Annotated in this window: 13 protein-coding genes and 2 pseudogenes; 9 read left to right on the forward strand and 6 right to left on the reverse strand. The window is 32.9% G+C overall.

Translation table 11 applies throughout. The features are described from left to right. Positions 1-5: 5 nt before the first annotated feature. From trbC to DK405_RS00875, 3 genes are all read left to right on the forward strand, one after another. Positions 6-389: a type-F conjugative transfer system pilin assembly protein TrbC gene (gene trbC, locus DK405_RS00865; RefSeq protein WP_064612696.1), complete on the forward strand. Its 384-nt coding sequence runs from the start codon at positions 6-8 to the stop codon at positions 387-389. After that, positions 386-2,080: a conjugal transfer protein TraN gene (traN, locus tag DK405_RS00870; protein WP_109510546.1), complete on the forward strand. Its 1,695-nt coding sequence runs from the start codon at positions 386-388 to the stop codon at positions 2,078-2,080. Before trbC ends, traN begins: the two co-directional genes overlap by 4 nt. Positions 2,081-2,238: 158 nt before the next feature. After that, complete coding sequence (locus DK405_RS00875; protein ID WP_109510547.1) at positions 2,239-2,769, forward strand: ankyrin repeat domain-containing protein; 531 nt, start codon at positions 2,239-2,241, stop codon at positions 2,767-2,769. A gap of 37 nt (positions 2,770-2,806) precedes the next feature. Here DK405_RS00875 and DK405_RS00880 read toward each other — a convergent pair whose 3' ends face one another. Beyond that, a complete protein-coding gene (locus DK405_RS00880; RefSeq protein ID WP_012460827.1) occupies positions 2,807-3,775 on the reverse strand; it encodes an IS110-like element ISOt5 family transposase in 969 nt (322 codons plus the stop codon). Between the two features lie 149 nt (positions 3,776-3,924). Between DK405_RS00880 and DK405_RS00885 the strand changes: the two genes are divergently transcribed. From DK405_RS00885 to DK405_RS00910, 6 genes and pseudogenes are all read left to right on the forward strand, one after another. Next, positions 3,925-4,815 carry an ankyrin repeat domain-containing protein gene (locus DK405_RS00885; RefSeq protein WP_162562997.1) on the forward strand — a complete coding sequence of 297 codons (891 nt, stop codon included), beginning with the start codon at positions 3,925-3,927 and terminating at the stop codon, positions 4,813-4,815. 212 nt (positions 4,816-5,027) lie between these two features. Beyond that, complete coding sequence (locus DK405_RS00890; RefSeq protein WP_410522048.1) at positions 5,028-5,726, forward strand: conjugal transfer protein TraF; 699 nt, start codon at positions 5,028-5,030, stop codon at positions 5,724-5,726. Continuing rightward, positions 5,723-7,025, forward strand: a pseudogene (locus tag DK405_RS00895) (conjugal transfer protein TraH). The gene DK405_RS00890 and the pseudogene DK405_RS00895 overlap by 4 nt, the downstream one beginning before the upstream one ends. Further along, positions 7,025-9,607 carry a conjugal transfer protein TraG N-terminal domain-containing protein gene (locus DK405_RS00900; RefSeq protein WP_109510550.1) on the forward strand — a complete coding sequence of 861 codons (2,583 nt, stop codon included), beginning with the start codon at positions 7,025-7,027 and terminating at the stop codon, positions 9,605-9,607. Before DK405_RS00895 ends, DK405_RS00900 begins: the two are co-directional and overlap by 1 nt. A 96-nt stretch (positions 9,608-9,703) precedes the next feature. After that, positions 9,704-10,849, forward strand: a complete 1,146-nt coding sequence (locus DK405_RS00905; protein ID WP_045912977.1) for a tetratricopeptide repeat protein — start codon at positions 9,704-9,706, stop codon at positions 10,847-10,849. Between the two features lie 5 nt (positions 10,850-10,854). Continuing rightward, positions 10,855-12,612: a type IV secretion system DNA-binding domain-containing protein gene (locus DK405_RS00910; protein ID WP_064613408.1), complete on the forward strand. Its 1,758-nt coding sequence runs from the start codon at positions 10,855-10,857 to the stop codon at positions 12,610-12,612. Positions 12,613-12,621: 9 nt separating this feature from the next. On the opposite strand, the gene DK405_RS00915 is transcribed toward DK405_RS00910, so the two are convergent. From DK405_RS00915 to DK405_RS16000, 5 genes and pseudogenes are all read right to left on the reverse strand, one after another. Further along, positions 12,622-13,590 (reverse strand): Rpn family recombination-promoting nuclease/putative transposase, encoded by a 969-nt coding sequence (locus DK405_RS00915; protein ID WP_064613406.1) that lies wholly within the window; start codon positions 13,588-13,590, stop codon positions 12,622-12,624. Next, entirely contained in the window at positions 13,575-14,126 is a 552-nt protein-coding gene (locus DK405_RS15565) for a hypothetical protein (protein ID WP_064613404.1), read from the reverse strand. The genes DK405_RS00915 and DK405_RS15565 overlap by 16 nt, the downstream gene beginning before the upstream one ends. Before the next feature lie 13 nt (positions 14,127-14,139). Further along, positions 14,140-16,248, reverse strand: a complete 2,109-nt coding sequence (locus DK405_RS15570) for a toprim domain-containing protein (RefSeq protein ID WP_064613402.1) — start codon at positions 16,246-16,248, stop codon at positions 14,140-14,142. A gap of 263 nt (positions 16,249-16,511) precedes the next feature. Beyond that, on the reverse strand, positions 16,512-17,321 hold the full coding sequence (locus DK405_RS15995) for a conjugal transfer protein TraA (protein ID WP_458692996.1): 810 nt from the start codon (positions 17,319-17,321) through the stop codon (positions 16,512-16,514). Positions 17,322-17,798: 477 nt separating this feature from the next. Further along, positions 17,799-19,331, reverse strand: a pseudogene (locus DK405_RS16000) (AAA family ATPase); the annotation flags it as partial. Between the last annotated feature and the right edge of the window lie 178 nt (positions 19,332-19,509).

Genomic DNA, 19,509 nt, shown 5'->3' on the forward strand with positions numbered 1-19,509 from the left:
GGAATATGGTTATACGAGTAATGATGTTGATGGTTTTATTATTTGTTAATAATGCTAATGCTTTTTTTTTGGACAAGCAAAAAACTTTTATTTTTGTCTCATTTTCAATGAGTGATGAGGCTTTAAAAAGCTATTTTGCTGAGTCTCAAAAGGTCGGAGCTCAATTAGTTATGCGTGGGTTAATTAATAACTCATTTACACAAACAAAGAATAAAACTATGGAGCTTGATATTAGCTTCGATATAGATCCTAGCTTGTTTGAGAAATATAAGGTTGATGTTGTACCAGTGATAGTAATAGATGATGAAAAAAGAGGATTAACCAAGAAATTAACTGGCCATATTCCTTTAGCAACAGCATTAGAAATTATGAATGAGAATACTCCATGAAGCAACTTATAGTACTAGTTTTGATAATATTGAACATCAATTGTTGTTTAGCTTCAATGCAAAGCAGTTATAATGAAGCTAGCAACTATAATGTAAATCTTGGAAATTCTTCAAATACACAAGAATTATTTCATCAAGGTAGTAATGTTAATTATCCTAATAATGATGAGGATTTAACCTACCATGGCCGTAATCAGCTTGGTACAGAAAGTGGAGCAATGTTATTTCAAGCTGAAAACAGTAAAAACAATGCCTTAACTCAACATAATATCAACGATCAAAATTATATGATAGCTAATTCAATGAGAATTGAATCTGATCCTTTAAGTGCCCTTGATAGCAGTAATTTCGTAACTCAGACAAGTACAACTAATACTGAAATCATTCAAAGTTGTACTGAAGGCAGTAAGTTCAATATTGAACTTATTCGAGAATTAAACGTTGAGTGCAAATTAGAGAATGTATGGCTTCCATGGCAAAGCCGGCAAATGGAATTTGCAACAGAAGAAATAAAGGAGAATCATAGTAATTGGCTTAATAGTCGTAGCGATGTCTATGATGATGAATTAGATGCGCAAATATACTGCCTAGCAGATGATCCCGAAGCAATTGTAAAACAAATGAAATGGGCTATTGCTAATAGGCTTGGTGCATCTATACACAATATTGGTAGAAATTTTTTATTAGAAGTAAATGAAAAAATATGTATACTTCACTATGACTACAGAGATAAGACTCAAGAACTAAGGGAAGTAGCAGAATATTGGAAAGTTTTAAACCCTGAACTTGAGCAATTAACAGAAAGTAACGAATGCTATGAGGTCAATAGAATCAACTATGATGGTGGTGATAGAGTATTTTTTGACAAGTTTAAAGTCAATCGTCCATATTGGAAACAAAAGATTGTTTTTTCTTGTACTAGCGATCCAAAAGATGGTTGCAAACACCTTAAAATTCAAAATTGCGAATTAAAAAACAGCACTTGCCAAAAATCAGTAGCAAATATTTGTTTACTATGGCAGCACGATTACAGCTGTTCAACTGAGAAGCAAACAATGCTACACTCATCATTGCGTAATAACTCAATCTTTTGTTTAGGAGGCAATTGCAATACTCCAACTATTATACCAAACAGGGATATAGCTAAAGTAGCTCATCTAGCTATGCTAAATCAGATGAGCAAAGACATTAAAACAAATCCCGTTTCTGTATTTTCAGGTAAACATCGCAAATGCAAAAAAGATGTATTTAGTTTTTTGAATTGCTGCTCTTCAATGACTGGCTGGGGGCGTGATATAGGCTTATCGCAATGCAAATCTAAGGAACAAGAATTAGCTCTATATAGAAAAAAAGGTTACTGCTACTATATTGGAACATACTGTTCTTCAAGAATTCCGATATTAGGTATTTGCTTAGCTAGAAAGTCTACTTATTGCTGCTTTCAGTCGAAACTTGCTAGAATTTTTCAGGAAGAAGCAAGAAAACAGCTAAAAATAGACTTTGGAACACCTGAATGTCCAAAGTGTAGAGGCCTTACTGTTAAGGAATTACAAAAAGTTGATTTCACTAAAATCAATATGGATGAACTATTTGGTGATATACTCACTAAGGCTCAAAACAGCATGAACAAAGACATTATTGCAGGAATCAAAGATAAAGTTCATCGTATACAACAAATACAACATTATTGAGGTACTTATTGAACTTGCAGAGTAGTAGATACAATAATTACTAATTGTATTAGTAATTATTGTATTGTATATTACTTTATATTAATTTTTTTTAATGTATAATAATAAAATACATAAAATGTGTATGATTATTGTATATTAAATATGGTGAAAAACTAATGAATAATAATGATTTATTGCTTGAATTCCGTTATGCCTCCGCAGTGGGTAATGTAGAAAGGGTAAAGCAGATTCTAGCACAATATAATGCTGGTGACATTATCAATGCATTATATGGTATTGGGTTTGGTTTACATACGGCTATTAGAAATGATGATATAAATCTAGTGAGGCTTATGTTAGATAGTGGAGCTGATCCAAATGAGCAAAGTGTTTATGGTGCCACCCCTTTACATGTTGCTATCTGGTATAACCGTGTAGATATGATATATCTTTTATTGGATAAAAATGCTAATATTAATGCACAAAATAGGGATGGTAGGACTCCTCTACATGTCGCTGCTTGCGATGGTATGAATGATAGTATGAATGATATAATAATGCAGATTCTGCCTAATAGTGTAGCTAATATTAATTTACAAGATAATTATGGTCAAACTCTTTTACACTTTGCTGCTCGAAGTGGCAGCAAAGATCTAGTAGAGTTTTTGTGTAATAGATACCGTGATAAGAATCAAGAAAAGAAATAATAATTTTATAAAAAAGATGTAAGTTTTTATAAGATTATTATTTCTGATTGATTAAAACATTAGGATTAAAAGGAGAATTATGCTTTAAAACACCATAAATGATATGTAATAACTTACGCATAGCGGCAATAAGGATAAGCATTTTGGGTTTGCCAGTATCAGACAAACGTTGAGAAAATTGCTTGATAATACAATTATGTCTTAAGGCAGACATAGCAGGCATATAAAAAGACTTACGTAGATCTGAATTACCAGTTCTAGAGATTCTACTAGCACCCCGCACGGAACTGCCAGATTGACGATGCTTAGGATTAAGACCTACAAAAGCTACAACTTGTTTAGCAGAACTAAATTTCTCAATATCTGCTAAAAAAGCAAGAACTACAGCCTGTGTTTTTGCTCCTATGCCTGGTATTGACTCAAGTAACATAGCCTTATTATGAAGATCTTTGTTATTTTTAATATGGTCATTGATTAGTTGTTCAATTTCTTTAATTTGTGTTTCAAGAAATTCAATATGCATTTGAATATTATTAGCAATTGCTTTAGAAGCTCCTTCTAATCTATTTGTTTCTTGTGTTTTATGCTTAATTAAAACATTCAGGCGATTAACTAGCTGCTGTAGTTCTTGAATATAAAGAGGCTGTGGATACCATGCTTCCGGTTTCATTGCTTTGCAAAAATCTGCTATTAATACACTGTCTGCTTTATCTGTTTTTGTACGACTAAGTTTACTCATTGCAAAACCTTTAATACGGGCAGGATTTACTACGCTTACTTTATAACCATAATCGTACAGATATTTAGCTAAATTTTTCCAGTAGATACCTGTTGCTTCCATACAAACATGTCCAGTTCCTCTGCTTTTTAACCATGTTACTAATTTGTTAAACCCTTCAGAATTATTATTAAATTTTCTTGTTTGAACTTTATTATTAATTAACACAGCTGCATCAAATGTCTCTTTAGAAACGTCAATTCCTACAATTATACTATTCATAATCACCAAATTTTATGTTAAATATCTCAAAACCAACCTTGTAAATACAGGCTTTTTGCCTAAGAATACCGTCCGGTTTTTAATTAAAAAAGCTAGTTACTTATCTATAGAACAGGCTATTAGCCTTAGGAACGCTACTGTATACTAGCTTTCTTTTGTGCTATTGCTATAATCTTTTATTTTATTGCAATTTCACTTATTTTTATCATACAAGGAATGCTAATATTCATATAAAAGATAAGAGTGGGAAATTTCCAATACATTTAGCTGCTGGAAATGGCTTCAAAGATGTAGTACAGTTTTTGTTAGATTTAGATATATATACATATCCTAATATGATAAATTCACAAGATAATGATGGTCAAACTCTTTTACATTTAATTGCTAAGTATAGCTTTGAAAAATTTCCTACTAATCTTCTTAGTACTGTTCTTTCTTACGAGCGTCATTTAGATGATTATGACAAGCGATTTATAGATACAGCAGATATGCTGTTGAATAGAGGAGTAGATACAAACATACAAAATAATGATGGTCAAACTGCTTTACATTTGGCTATTTTATATCATCCTAAAGATTTACATGTAAGATATGAAGAATACCTAAGAAAGAATAGTAATGTAGCTATTTCATATCGCTCAACAGAGTTAATAAAGAGTTTGTCAAGTAATAATGTTAATTTTAATTTGAAAAATAAAGACGGTTATACAGTTTTAGATTTAGCTTTAGCTATTGAACATGATCAGCATAAAATCGCAGAGCACTTGCAAGAGAAAAGGCTATTATGGAGGGAAGGGCAAATAAAGGTCGCAAATAACTCGCTGGTAATAATAGCGGAAAATAAGGAGCAGATATTAAAATTAAAACCCGATTCAGCAAAAACCGATGCTGATAAATTTTTGGAAAAGTGGCGTGAGTTACCTATCAACATAACTGAGCAGATATTAGACACATTGGATGATGATGATTTTGGAGCATTTCAACAGCTTAACGAAGAACGTAGTAAAGTACCGTTGGGAGAGGACAGTATTCATGAAATGATTTAAGATTTGACGACATCTATTTTTAGTTGCTTTGTTTTGATTTGTTATGTTCTTAGATTTGTAGTAACTAGTATTATCGCAAATAAGATAATAACTATTATGGGTTATAGTTGAAGCATTTTAGCAGTCTTTGATTGCATCATGCTTCTCTTCTTTGACTAAACTTCATTTTAGATAGATATAAAAATAATGCAATAATGAATCCATTAGCAATAATGCTAATTATAGGGCTACTTAATTACTTATCGGTAGAATTAGCTACTGCTAACTCTTTGCCTACAGGGTTTTTATGGTACAATGATAAACATGGTCATGAGCTTGATGAATCTACTTCTAAGTTGATGAGGAGCGCTCATGATCATAGAATCGAGGAATTAAAGGAGCAATTTAATCGAGCTCAGCGTATAGCGCTTGATAATCCAACGCTCGAAAATGTAATTACAGCCCAAAGATTGCAGAAGCAAATCATGGAGAAGGCGCATAAGTTTGCTACTATGTGGCAATTAGCTACTCTACTTGATTATCAACTGATTAATGCTCATGAGCCATCTAATAGCTTACATAGAAAACTGTATCAAGAAAAATCAGGACAAGAAAACGACTCAAAACTTAAAAACATTGCTAAAAACTGTGAATTAATTTTACAAGTTAAAGAAGATTGCTTGCTCTGTAATGCCTTTATGCCTATTGTTCAGAGCTTTGCTAATAAATATGCATTTCAGTTGCTAGCTGTCAGTAAGAATAATGAGTTGCTGAATAAACTAAACCCTAAGCATATTGTACCTGTGTTATACCTAGTAGCTAGCGATGGTAAAAAAATATATTCAGTAGCTAGAGGCATAATTTCTGAAGATAAAATTATCGACAATATTCTAGCAATCGATAGATATTATCATAAATTGGAGACTAGATGAGCATCAAAATCAGAGTTTATGCTATTACAATACTATTATTGCTACAAGCTCCAGTATCACTGGCTTGGAATATCGAAAACGTATTTCAAGGAATGAGTGTTAATGTCACCAGATCTGGATCATATCAAGATCAAGCGGCTGGATATTATGCAGCTGGTGGATTGTCTGCTCGAACAAGCCAAACATCCTTTCAGCCATTTGCTATAACTCCACCATCTTTAAACATGAGCTGTAGCGGTATTGACGCCTATCTTGGTAGCTTCTCTGTTATTTCTGGAGAAGAATTAGTTCAACTAATGAAAAACATTGGTTCTCAAGCTAAAGTTTATGCATTTTCATTAGGATTAAAAACATTTGCTCCACAGATTGAGAACGCTCTCAAGGACTTGCGTAATCTAGCAATGGAGATGAATCAATTTGCCAAAGGAGATTGTGAATTAACAAAAGCATTATTTGCTACAGCTTTACCAAGAAACTGGGCTATGAGAGAAGCTGTTTGCCGTGATATACAGTCACAAAGTGGATTTGATTATTTTGCTGCTAGTAAAAAATGTCGTAATGATTTAGCTCAAAAACAAGCTCTGCGACAAGCACAAAATAAGGATTCAGAGCTAATGCTAGAATGATTATAACATCTTCACTAAAGCAGCAGCAAAGGTTGGAATACCATCAGATATGCATGATTCAATCATGTCTATGACTGGCACTATCGTGGTTACAAACAATAATGTACACTTTTATGACTCATTAGCTCAGGATGAAAAAAGTTGGATTAGTCATTTAAAAGGCGGAGAATCAGCCTCGATTTACAGTTGTGATAATGTCAGTTGCTTGCATCCAAGCTTGCAATGAAATATCACAATATTGCCAGAGAAATCTTATGCAGGTAAAGCTAAACAACAATTGACTAATCTAAAAATTAAGTTTGATAAGAATTCTGAATTCATTGACTCTGAAATAGCCTTTTTATCTTCGATTGGAGATATATTTCCGATTTATGATTATATTACATTAGAAGCTATTTCTGGAGTCACAATTTTAGATAGCTCATCAGAATTAATAGCTAGCTATACATTAGTTCAGCATTTGAAGGAAGTAATCACCGAAATACGTAGAGCCGTTACTTCACTAGGTGCTAAGCAAGTTTCGAATGAACATTTAGAAAGATATTTGAAGGAATTGAATCGAGTTCAACTGTTTGCAAATGAGAAATGGACTAGCCTACAAACAGATGCAAATCGAATAGATAAAAGGGCTAGATTAATAGAGCAGCATTTAATAGCGAAGGAGAAAAGTTAATGGATTACGTAATATACACATTTGGTGGTGGAGACTTATTGTGGCATGTGTTTAACGGCATAGGTAGAGTCTTTGCTTCAAATAGCGAATACTTTACTCCAGTAGGACACTTAGCCTTGACTATTGGTGGCATATGGGCTGCTACTAGGGCTATTTTTAGAGGAAATATCGGCATCTTTGCTATGGAATGGTTTTTTCCATCGATATTTATTTTTACGCTATTATTTGCTCCCAAATCTACTGTTTGGCTGAAGGATGAGGTATCAATGAGTGCGCCAGTAAAAGTTGATAATATTCCGATAGGTATTGCAATGTTTGCTTCTCTTTCATCGCAAACGAGTTACTTTGTGTCCAAAATGTTGGAAAATCATCTTTTACCGGCTTATGAAGGACTATCAAGCAGAAAAACTGGTATTATGTTTGGAGCAAAGGCTGTAGCTAAGATTCGAGATGTGCAAATACATGATCCAGTAACTTTAACTAATACTAAGGAATTTCTTAGACAATGCTTTATGAAGCCTTACATCATAGGTAATATCTTAGGCAAAAAAGCTGCTGCTCAACAAACTAATGATATCATAGGATTTATCGAGCAGAATATACCTAATAATTTCGGTATTTATTATCGCGAACCGAGTAATTTAGCCATTAGTTTCAAGAGCTGTAGACAAGCTACTCCATTGATTAAAGCAGCAATTCATAAAGAATTAAATGAAGGGCTTTTAACAAACTTTGCAGCTGCGATTGGAGTTCAATCTGATCAATCACACATGTTAAGTCAAAGACTAAAAGTTATGACTGGAGATACACTAAAATATCTACAAAGAGAGCAACAAGACATTCATGAATGGATGAAGCAAGCTATGCTTCTCAATGCTAATCGTGAGTCATATGATGACTGGCGTGAGAAGTTTTCATTATCACGAATTTATCCTAATCTGGTGAGTATGCATGCAATCAGAGGGCTCTTTCAAAAATCATTTTCGTATCTAGTCGCTGGGGAAATGGCTGCTCACATGATGCCTATTTTACAATCTGTTTTTTTTGCATTAGTAGTTTCAATGATCTTTATTGTATTTCCAATGGGCTTACTGCCTGGTGGTTACAACATACTCAAAACATGGATTCTATTAATAATATGGGTCAGCAGCTGGCCAGTATTTTTTACAATAATCCATTGTCTAGGAATGATCAGCTTATCCAGTAAATCTGGAGCTTTCGGTAGTGATTATGGTCTGAATATGCTATCGCAAGGAAGCTTTGCAGAGATGATTTTATATAGCTATGCGACGTTTCAAATGCTTGCATCATCAATACCAATGCTTTCTTGGTCAGTGATAAAAGCTTGCGCTCATGCTACAGCTAACTTAGCCAGCCAGTTCTCTCCTATACAAGTTGCTAGCAGCTTAGGAAGTAATATAGTCGACAATAACTTGAGTATGGATAATTACAGCATAGGCAATAGAACTATTTCTCAACAAAACCTAGCTCCTTCATTACATATGGCTGCTATTATCAATGATGGTAGTATAAAAGTCACTACAACGGATGATAGTCGACAAATTATAAATAAAAACGTAGATTTATTATTAGATAACTACCGCTCTTCTGCACTGCTACAATCTGGATATCAAAACCAGTTTGTGCGTTCACAGAGCAATCTTGATTCACTGACAAAAAAAGAGTCCAATCTTATTTCAACAGGAAACTCCATGGCCATAGACATAGGCAGAATGTTAACTCATGATGAAGCTCTGTCTATAGGCCTAACTGAGAGTGAATACCAAGCTCTGCAGGAGGTTGGTTCTAGTAGCATTGCTACTACTGATCATACAGGTACTAGCCACAGTAAAAGTAGTAGTATTCATGTAGAAGCAGGAGCTGGTATGCTAATAGTCAAGGGTGGGGTTTCTGGAAAAAACGACAAAAGTCATGAACAAGGCAACTCAGCAAGCCATCAACAATCATATAATGAAGCATTATCAAAAATTCATAGTGCAGTTAAAGAAGGAAGATTTAGTACTACAAATAGTGAGTTACAGTCATTAAGTAAGAATCTTAGTACTAATCTATCTGAGCAACAATCTGTTGGGCAAGAAATAGCTAAAACTAAACAAGAAATGGAGCAACTTAGTTATAGCATGAATTATGTATCTCAAAACTCTATCACTATTGATCGTAACATCAATGAACTTGTATTAAATGAAATTATTGCTCAAAATCCTGAAATAAGAAGCAAGGAGCAAGCAGCTAGATGGATAATAAACCACTCGGCTGAAGCAGAAAAAATTGCTTTTGAAGTTGCTCAAATCAACAATGAAGTACCTAAAGATTTGAATAATCATATTAATGATAGTAACTTTTCGACTAAAGAAGATCTACAAAATACTTTTGAGAAAAATGTTGAACAATTACAAGCTGAGGCTAGTAACATTCATAATAACAGCAATGTAGTGCATGTACAAAATATAGAACAAACTTTTGCTGATAATGAAAAAGTAGAGAATCTTGATCAAGTTTCTGATAGTATTAAGAATAAGACTAAAGAAATACAGAAGAAATTTGATAATACGTCTAATTAAGCAGTTATTTTGACAGGTAAGGACGCAATAAAAGCAGGTCAAGATGTATTAGAAGCAGTAAAAAATTTAAAAGGTAATAAATAATTAGTAATTAATATGAAAAACGTGTGTAAAAGATTAACCATTATTTTATCATTAATATTGTTAAATACAGTTGTTACAGCAGAACAAAACAATCAACTTACACAACAGGATTTAATTCATGATAAAGCTATTCTAGCAGAAGAATATTTTAATATCGGAAGTTCTTTTTTAATGCTAAAAAAATATCATGAAGCGATAGAAAATTTTGATATTGCTATTAAGTATGATCCAAGTTATGCGTCAGCATATAATAGCAAAGGAATGGCTTTAGATGATCTGGGAAAGCTATCAGAAGCTATAGAAAATTTCGATTTAGCTATTAAATACAATCCTAGTTTTGCAGGAGCCTATAATAACAAGGCTGTATCCTATGGAAAGTTAGGAAAAGATAAAGAAGCTATAATATTTTATGATCTAGCAATTAAATATAAACCTAATTTTGCAAAAGCCTATAATAATAAAGGAGGTTCTTTGAATGACTTAGGGCAGTATGAAGAAGCAATTGAAAACTTTGATATTGCTATTAAGTATAATTCTAGTTATCCAGAAGCTTATTATAACAAAGGCATAGCTTTAATGAATTTAGGCCAATTTCCAGAAGCTATCGAAAACTATAATCTTGCTATAAAGTACAGGCTAGATTATGCAGAAGCATACCTTAATAAAGGAATACCGCAAATATTTTTAGGACAATTTCCAGAAGCAATAGAAAGTTTCGATTTGGCAATTAAGTATGATCATAATAATGTAAATGCATACTATAATAAAGGATATGTGTTAGGTTTATTAGATAAAGATGCAGAAGCAATAGAAAATTGTAACATAGCAATTAAATATGATAAAAACTGTGTAGAAGCATATCGTGTAAAAGGAACGATTTTTGCCAAATTAGGCAAACATCAAGAAGCAATTAAAAACTATGATATAGCTATAAAATCTAAACCTAATTTTGCTGAAGGATATTTAGAAAAAGGAATTTCATTAGTAAAATTAGAAGAGTATGCAAAGGCTAAAGAGAATTTTAATTTAGCTATTAAATATATGCCTAATCTTATATCTGGTGGAGAAGCAATACTTAAAACAGCAAAAAAATTAGAAAATTTCGCTTTAGCAAATGAACTCGAGCAAAAACTACAGATATTGAAAAAATACTCTTGAGATAGATGAATTTTCAGAATCAAGGAAATTTCACCAGGGGCTCGCAGTTATTTGCCCATAAGTTAAGAATGTTTGGGCAAGGTAGTACCAACGTTTTTATAATTGGATTAGGATTATCGATATTCTGGATTATATGTCGATTATATCAAAAAGTTTTTCTGAGCAGCTTGTATTATTTTGCAATTGAAAGATATGTGCAGCTTAAGCTAGCAATTGGTGAGCATTTTTATGATATCGATCAAATAGGCATTAAGTTTTATAGTTTAAGGTTTAAAAAATGGATGCACCTCAATGCTCAAGACTTTTTGCATGAGTTTTATACAAGCCAACATGGATTTAAAATACAGCAATTATTGGAATTCTTAATTAATTCAGCATTGTTAGAAGGATTAATTGTTTTTGCTATTGGTGTGATAATCTCAATTGTTTTCTTTACAGCTCAAGGTAAAAAAACGATTATTAAGGCCAAAATTAGAGGTGCTGATTTTGTAGGATACAAATGCTTAGCCAAAATGCTAAAAAGAGCTAAAAAGGCCTCTAAAATCCGTTTTGGAGGCTTACCATTAGTAAAGAATAGTGAAAGATTACACATTCTGATTACTGGAACAACAGGTACCGGTAAAACTAATATGCTTAACGAACTGCTACCACAAATTCGATTACATAAGGATCGAGCAATAATTGTAGACACAACTGGAACTTTTATTGATAGATTTTTTGACTCTAAATGTGATAAACTGCTTAATCCTTTTGAAAAAAATAGTGAACAATGGTTGCCTTGGAATGATTGTTTTGAAGCAGCTGATTTTCATGATATAGCGAGTAGTTTTAGTAATTATACTCCTAAACTTGATGACTTTTTTGCTAAAAATGCTGAATTAGTCTTGTCTGAAGCATTGAAGCTATATAAGGATGATAAAGATATCATAAAACTAATTCATACAATCATTTACTCTGATAATAGACAATTTGCAAAAGCTTTTAGAAACACAGCTGTATCAGGTATTATAAGCGAAAGCGCGCTCGAAACTTCTGCAGGAATTCAATCTACTCTTGGAAAGAATATTACTTCGCTACAATATTTAAAGCCTGGAGGTAGTTTTAGCATCAAGGAATGGTTTAGTAGTAACTCAAATGAAACTGGCTGGCTATTTATCACAGCTAACCCAAATCAAAGAGCTACTTTATGCCCACTTATTTCAGCTTGGATAAGCATAGCTATCAAGGCTTTGATGTGTAGAAATCCTAATCATGATAACAAAAACATGTGGTTTATACTTGATGAACTTCCAGCTCTACAAAAAGTTTCGTCTTTACCAGTTGCTTTGGCTGAAAGTAGAAAGTATGGAGGCTGCTTTGTTGCTGGATTGCAGAACATTCATCAATTAGAAGCAATATATGGGGCTGCTGAATGTGATTCTATGCTGGATTTGTTTAATAGTAAATTTATTTTTCGAGTTAGCGATCAGGTTACAGCTTATAAGTCAGCATTAACACTAGGTGAACAAGAAATTATTGAAACTCAAGAGAACTTGTCATATGGATCAAATACTATGCGAGATGGAGTAAATATGAATAATGTTGAGCGTAAAAAGATTTTAGTTATTCCATCTGAAATTATGAACCTACCAGACCTTACATGTTATGTAAAGCTTGCCGGTAACTTTCCCATCACAAAACTAACTATGCAGCTACAAAACTTAAATACAGCTTTTGTTTGTGAATATAAATTGCTCAAAAAACTTAAGTTAGTAGAGTATTAATTCGAAAAATTAATACTCTATGTTATTTTTTAAATTAACCACTTCTTCTTTTGACAATCCGGTATTTTCAGAAATAAATTCAACTGAAAAGCCAGCTTTTAATAAGTTCATTGCAAGCTCTTGTGCGGCTTCAGCTCTGCCTTCAGCTCTGCCTTCAGCTCTGCCTTTAGCTATGCCTTTAGCTATGCCTTCATCAATATATTGCGCAGCAATTGTTCCCATAATCCTTTTTCTATCCTCAATTGATAAATTTTCATCCAGTAATTGTTTTAACCTAGGTTGCTCATTTTTACTAACCTTACTTATAGTATAATGCAATAACGCTTTTATGTAAAGAAAGCCATTTTCTTTATCTTTTTGTGCTATTTCTTGTAGTGTATCAAAAAATTTTGCCCATAACTCTATTATATCTGGTTGATTATGAATATACTTCATAAAATGAACTAGTGCAGCAGTTGCTTTTCTTTTTATTTCACTATCTGGCATTGCTTGCCAATCGATTAATAAGTATTCAGAGCCCATCAATTTTTTAGCTAATTTAGGATCATCAAACAGTTCCCATAAAGTTCTTGGAGCATTAAATCTTTCAGATCCGTGATATACTACAATTGGTACAACAATTGGTAATTTACCACGTTCTTTTGTACGCTTTTTTAGTCCTTTTTTATGCCTTTTTAATATTGATAATGTGTATTGCCATAATTTGAACGCGATCCAATAATCAGATCTTAATTCTGCTTCAATAAGTACATATATAAATGCATCATTATTATTTTTTGTTTTAACTGAAAATAGCACGTCACACATACTACGGCGTAAATTAGCTTCAACAAACGATTCTTGTTCAACTTTTATAGTACTTAAATCTAGTATGTTTTTAACTTCATTTGGTAAAAAATCATTTGTAAAATCCAGAGCTGCTTTTGGATCATTCATTAAATCTTTAAATAGCCCATCGTGTTTTAAATTTTCAGACATAATCCTGGTTGTATATTAGTTTGTATTGATTCAATTTTTTCATTAAGTTTTCTTATTTCAGGGCTGATAATATTTCTAACAGCATATAATCCTTGAGTTTTTAATACATTATTGAAGTCATTTTTGACTGTACAGACTACTGCTTCCTTATCCTCCAGAACTTTTTCAGCTTTTTCAGTATTTACGTCATTTTTAACTGCTAGAATGATCTTTTCTTTTGGGCCAGGATTATAGTTTTGCAAATTTTCGGCTTCAATTGCACATAAGATTTTTCCTTCGACTCCAGCTTGCCTAATGGTTAACGCTGTTTCAATATCCTTTGTAATGATTGTTACAGGTGAGTATTTTGAATTCTGTTGAGCAATTTCAGCAAATGACCCACTAATTGTACCAACAGATTTTTCAGCTACATCAGCTTTATTACATGTTTTTGAATTCAGAGCTAATATCTTAGCTCCAGTAATTTCATCTTTGTCATTTTTAACAAAAATAGTGAGTGCAGGCCAGGATTTTTGAGTCTCTTCATCAAAAACCATATTTGCCCTTAAATTATGAATTATTAAAGATTTTTGAACTATAAATTCCTGTATGGTTTTCTGAATATTTATTAACTACTATTGCTTCCACCTTAGCTTCCTCTTCTTGTTTAAAGTAGTATAGAGATGACGATTTATTATACAATTCTTTAACATTCGTAATATCATTTTGTTTTGCTATACTATTATTTTCTGTTTGAGTAAGTTTGGTTGTTTCAACTGCCTTAGTCAGTTTAGTAATTTCAGGTTCTATAATGTCTCTAATTGACTGGTCTCCACAACTTTGCAACAGATTATTAAAATCACCATTTTCTGGTGGTTTAACTATACAAGTTATTGCTTCCTTCATTTCTAATATTTTTGCAGCTTTAATTACAGTATTATTAGTTAGAGAATTTTTGCTATCATTATCTGCTGCAATGATGATTTTTTCACCAGGAAATGGTGAATAATTTCTCAAATTCGCAATTCCTGCACTAGCAATGATATTACCTTTAATGCCTGATTGCTGCAAGCTCAATGCTGTTTCAGCGCCTTCTGCTATAATTGTTATATTAGGGTCATTCGCATTTCGCTTTGCGATTGTTATGAACGATCCTCTGATTTTACCGAAAGATCTTCTGTTAATTGAAATATTCGCCTTATCTCCTGCCGAATTTAGATATACGGCCTGTACTCCGGTAATTTCTCCTTTTGAATTTCTTGCAAATGCTGTAAATGCTGGATAATTTTTTCTCGTTTGAGTATCAAACAGTATACTTCCTTTTAAGTCTGAACTTGCGGTGCTTTTGTCAAAAGTAATACCACGATTTTCAAGATACTTTTTTACTATTTCAACTTCTGCGCTTGGGCTCGTATCTATCTCATAACCATGTATTCTGTTTGATCGTTCATAAAAGTTTTGAACTTTTGCGATTTTAACACTTTCAGATTCTTGAGTGTATTGTTGAGAATCGTTGTTAGTCGTAGCATATCTGGGATACTGTTGTCTAACGTTAGACATTCCAACCATACTTTTCAAATATTCCTTTGCCTCAAAAAAGCCGTATCCTCTTTCTCTTCGAGCCAGGGATAATAAATCACCCTTTTGTCCTGTACTAAAGTCATACCATTGTCCAGCGTACTTGCCCTCGGTGGTTACTTGTATTTTGCCAGTGTCTCCCCAACGTAATCTTCCGTGTCTAGATAGGCGCTTATTTGGCTCTCCAAGAATATCACGAGCTATAGTGTCAGCTCTATAAGCTATTGCATCCCTCAATTTTTGTAGTTCTTCCTCGCTATTTGAATAATAATCGTTTTTTCTATAGTTTTGAGCAGATTGATATTGCCTTACTTCATTTGCTTGAACATCATTATTCTCCTCTTTTGAATTGATAGAGTCTGTCTTAGCTGTGCTAAGCTGCTCTATTAGGTTAGCAACATTTTTTGTAGCTTGCACATTGTAGTACAGCCGTACTTGCTCTGCATTCCCTATCATGCTTATGTTAGAACTTTCTATTCCTACACCATTATTATGAAGAACATATACATCTTTTTTGACAGCTGTTTGTGGGTTACAAACTGTTGTAGCATATCCATGTTTAAAGCTTATTTTATTCAAATCAAAGCTTACCTCGTTTCCTGTATCTGTCTTAGCTACAAACTTATTTTCATCAATTGATACTAGAGTTGCAAATTCACTGTTTTGTATTTGTAAATCCTTATCGTTTGTTTGAAATACAATTCGGTCTCCAGCCATGTAGTTAGCATATTTTTTTGATTCGGCTCCTGAAATTAAAATGCTGTATTCTGGACCTTTCAGAGCACCATTTTCCTTCATGTAGTTTCTGATGTTTTGATTAATATTTTCAGCTTCTTTATGGTCAGCAATTATCAAACGATCCTGCAGCTCAAATTTACTATTCTTCCAATCATTGATTAATTGGTTTATTGATTCTTTTAGAGTATTATCAGCCCTCAAGCTATTATTATCACTAAGTAGCACTATACCATCAGCAATATCACCATTTATCAACTTTACAGCCACATTGTGGTTCCAGCTGTTAGCTTTAGAATTTTCTATATCTGTTTTTAAATTATGAATGTTATTGAAATTATTTGAATCATTGATTTTGTCAGTCATATAAAACCTCACCTTCGCATCACTAAATTGTTTTGCGGTATAAATATTTGATATTTTTACCGTTTGAATTATAATTTTATTGCTAAGTGATTATTGAGATAGTTTTCTAACAGATGCAGATCTTCAAAATTCCAGCGCTTCCAATATTCTCTTAGCAAGGCATAATGCGAATTACAAAAATCGCTTTCGGTTATCATTTTTTATCTCATTTTGTAATTCGCCCTGTGAATGAATAGCTTACATTCAATTTCAAATCTTCAGCACTACCGTCTAACTCCAATTTTTGGAGCTATGTTAGTTTTCACCACTTGTTCAGACTCTGTTTTTACGTTCTGAGTATTAATTAACTTCATGATTTCAGGTATCATAAGCTCCTTAACAGCTGTGGCTCCTTTATTTTTTAGCATTTCGTTAAAATCTTCACCTTCTGAAGGAACTACGATGCTAGTGATTGCTCCTTTGCTTGTCAGTACTTTTGCAGCCTCGTTTATAGTGCTTACATATTCTTTATTCTGTTTATAATTATTTGCAGCTATAAGAATCTTTTCTCCTTGAAATGGTTGATAGTACTTCAAATTATTTACATTTGAGCTATATACCATTCTGCTATCAATGCCAGCCTTCTGAAAACTTGATATCGCTTTTCCTTCTGCAGACAGAATGGTTACATCATAATCATATTGTCTTTGTTCTTTGATCTGCATAAATAATGGAGTAGAAATATCTTTGAGCTGGACTTTTTCTACTTTAGCTTCTTGATCTGGTTTAGCGGTAAAATGATAATATTCTTCATTCACATGAGATCTATCATTGATATCATTGATTATAGACTTAAACCAGTTTTCAACTTTACTAAAAACTTTACTAAAAACAGTTGTCTTTGTCCGTTCTTTCTCCAAATCATGAGCAGTTTTCAGAGTTATGCTAGCTGATTTATCATTTGGTCTGCTGAGCTGATTTATTAAACTGTTAATGCTTACAGTAGCTTTCTTATTGCAATATAGCTGCAAGCTCTCTATATGCCTTGTCATAGCTACATATGAGCTGCTTATATTACTTACTCCATTATGCAAAACGTATACATCTTTTATAGAAGCTCCCTGAGCCTTATAAATAGTACTTGCATAGCCATGTTTAAATTGTATTTTACTAGGATCAAAACTCACCTCTTTTCCTGCATCTGTCTTAGCTACAAATTCATTTTTATTAACAGAAGTTAAAGTTGCAAATTCACTGTTTTGTATTTGTAAATCCTTATCGCTTTTTTGAAATACGATTCTATCTCCTGCCATATAGGACTCTTTCCTTCCAGCTATTGAACGCCTATATTCTGTGCCTTGTAGCGTACCATTTGCTTTTAACAAAGACCTAATACTTGAATTAAGAATGTCGACATCTTTATTACGTACTGTAATTACCAATTTTTCATGTAGCTTAAACTTGCTTAGACTCCAGTTGTATATTAACTTACTCATTGAGTCCTGTAATGTATTATCAAACTTAACACATTTATTTTGTCTCAGTAAGGTTATACCGCTTAAAATATTACTCTCAGCAAACTTCATTGCTGCTTCTCTGCTCCAGTTTTCACTTTGTCTGCGAATATCTATTAAAACATGCGAACCGAAATTATTACTCAGCATCTCAAACATTCCGCCTCTTTCTATTGAAGCTAACTGCTTTTCATCTCCAGCAAGTATCAGTTGACAATTATTGTTTCTAACTACTCTAAACAGCTCTGCATAAGCTTTAGTACCTACCATTCCAGCTTCATCTACTACTATTAAGCTGTCTTGCATAAAAATTTTTTTTCGATTATACAAAAATCCTTTTACTGTATAGACATCAGTATAACCTTTGCTCTTCAGCTCTGATACTGCCTTATGAGTGGGGGCAAGACCAATAACTTTTTGTCCACGATTTGTTGCGAGCTTATGCGCTTTTATTAAAACATAAGATTTTCCTGTACCAGCTCTTCCTCTCAAGACTCTAACTCCACTAGTGCTAAGCAAAATATGCCTTAGCGCTTGTTTCTGTTCCTCACTAACATTTGTTAGACCTTCGATATCACTTTTAAGATTGTAAATGTCGTTGTAATAAACCTGATTATTGATTTTATTAGCTATTCTGATTATTCTGGTCTCCTCATTTCGAACCTCAATTGTCGTAAAATATTTGCTACTTTCACCATCATCATGATATAATTCTAGTATTCTATTTGAACTAAGCACTTGCTGAACTAACAGTTCCCTTTCTGCTTTCGCTGAATATAGTATATCTTGAACAGCTTTTTCAACATCCTGCTTAGTAAAAATAGATTTGTAATGTGTTATAGAATCTGTTATTACGTCAGCATCATTAATAATCTTCAAATGAGCCTCTTTACGTAACTCATTTTCATTTACTACTTCATTAATTAAATTCCTAATTCTACGAGGTCCAATATGCTTTCCAGGTACTTCGCTTGTCTCGTCAACTCTATATGGTAAGCCTAATTCAGCGAAATATGCATTAGTTTCTTCTTTTGCTATTTCATGAATCATCTTGGAATCTTTAATAATACGCCACTGACCTTTTACTGTTATAAATTCAGCCTCTAAGTCAACAGCTTTATCACCCAATTCTTCACCATTCTCTTTAAATCTTCTTGTAGTAACCAATATATGTGCATGCCAGTTTTTATCTCCTGTTTGAGGCTTATGAATGTCTATCTGTACTCCAAGACCATTTTGCACCCATTCCATTGCATCAACTATTCGATGAGTTAGTTCTATTCTATGCTCTAAATTTAGCTCCTTCTCGTCTGGCAATGCTATTACTATATCCTTCAACAACTTACTATTTTCTCTTGTTTCTGTTCGTTCTACCTCATTCATTAATGTTTGAATATTCTTGAAGTCTTGATTTACATAATCCGGTATCAGCACTGTATGATATACATTATCTTTCTTACGAGAGAAGTTATACTTTATACCTGTCTTCTCGTTTTCAACAATAGTTCTTGCATTATACGCTGCCTTACGACAACTATCACCTCCTGTACTTCTACTTAAAAATTCAATCCTTGTAAACTGTATCGCCATCTCAATACCAATTCTCACCTGAGTTTTAAGTTAGCATGGTTTTTTTGATTTTGCTAGCACAAACTTCTTTTTTTTTAACATTCAATCGGTTAATGAGTACTCATTTTTTAACAGTAAACTTTCAAGTTTACGTATTGCGTAGTAAGCTTATTTTTCAATGAAGCTTCTAACCTTGAAT

The sequence above is a fragment of the Orientia tsutsugamushi genome (assembly GCF_900327275.1).
In the GTDB taxonomy this organism is placed as follows: Bacteria; Pseudomonadota; Alphaproteobacteria; order Rickettsiales; family Rickettsiaceae; genus Orientia; species Orientia tsutsugamushi.

Excerpts from the sequence above, each read along its gene's own strand:
- trbC (WP_064612696.1), top strand. The coding sequence starts at position 6 with ATGGTTATACGAGTAATGATGTTGATGGTTTTATTATTTGTTAATAAT.
- traN (WP_109510546.1), top strand. The coding sequence starts at position 386 with ATGAAGCAACTTATAGTACTAGTTTTGATAATATTGAACATCAATTGT.
- DK405_RS00875 (WP_109510547.1), top strand. The coding sequence starts at position 2,239 with ATGAATAATAATGATTTATTGCTTGAATTCCGTTATGCCTCCGCAGTG.
- DK405_RS00890 (WP_410522048.1), top strand. The coding sequence starts at position 5,028 with ATGCTAATTATAGGGCTACTTAATTACTTATCGGTAGAATTAGCTACT.
- DK405_RS00900 (WP_109510550.1), top strand. The coding sequence starts at position 7,025 with ATGGATTACGTAATATACACATTTGGTGGTGGAGACTTATTGTGGCAT.
- DK405_RS00905 (WP_045912977.1), top strand. The coding sequence starts at position 9,704 with ATGAAAAACGTGTGTAAAAGATTAACCATTATTTTATCATTAATATTG.
- DK405_RS00910 (WP_064613408.1), top strand. The coding sequence starts at position 10,855 with ATGAATTTTCAGAATCAAGGAAATTTCACCAGGGGCTCGCAGTTATTT.
- DK405_RS00915 (WP_064613406.1), bottom strand. The coding sequence starts at position 13,590 with ATGTCTGAAAATTTAAAACACGATGGGCTATTTAAAGATTTAATGAAT.
- DK405_RS15565 (WP_064613404.1), bottom strand. The coding sequence starts at position 14,126 with ATGGTTTTTGATGAAGAGACTCAAAAATCCTGGCCTGCACTCACTATT.
- DK405_RS15570 (WP_064613402.1), bottom strand. The coding sequence starts at position 16,248 with ATGACTGACAAAATCAATGATTCAAATAATTTCAATAACATTCATAAT.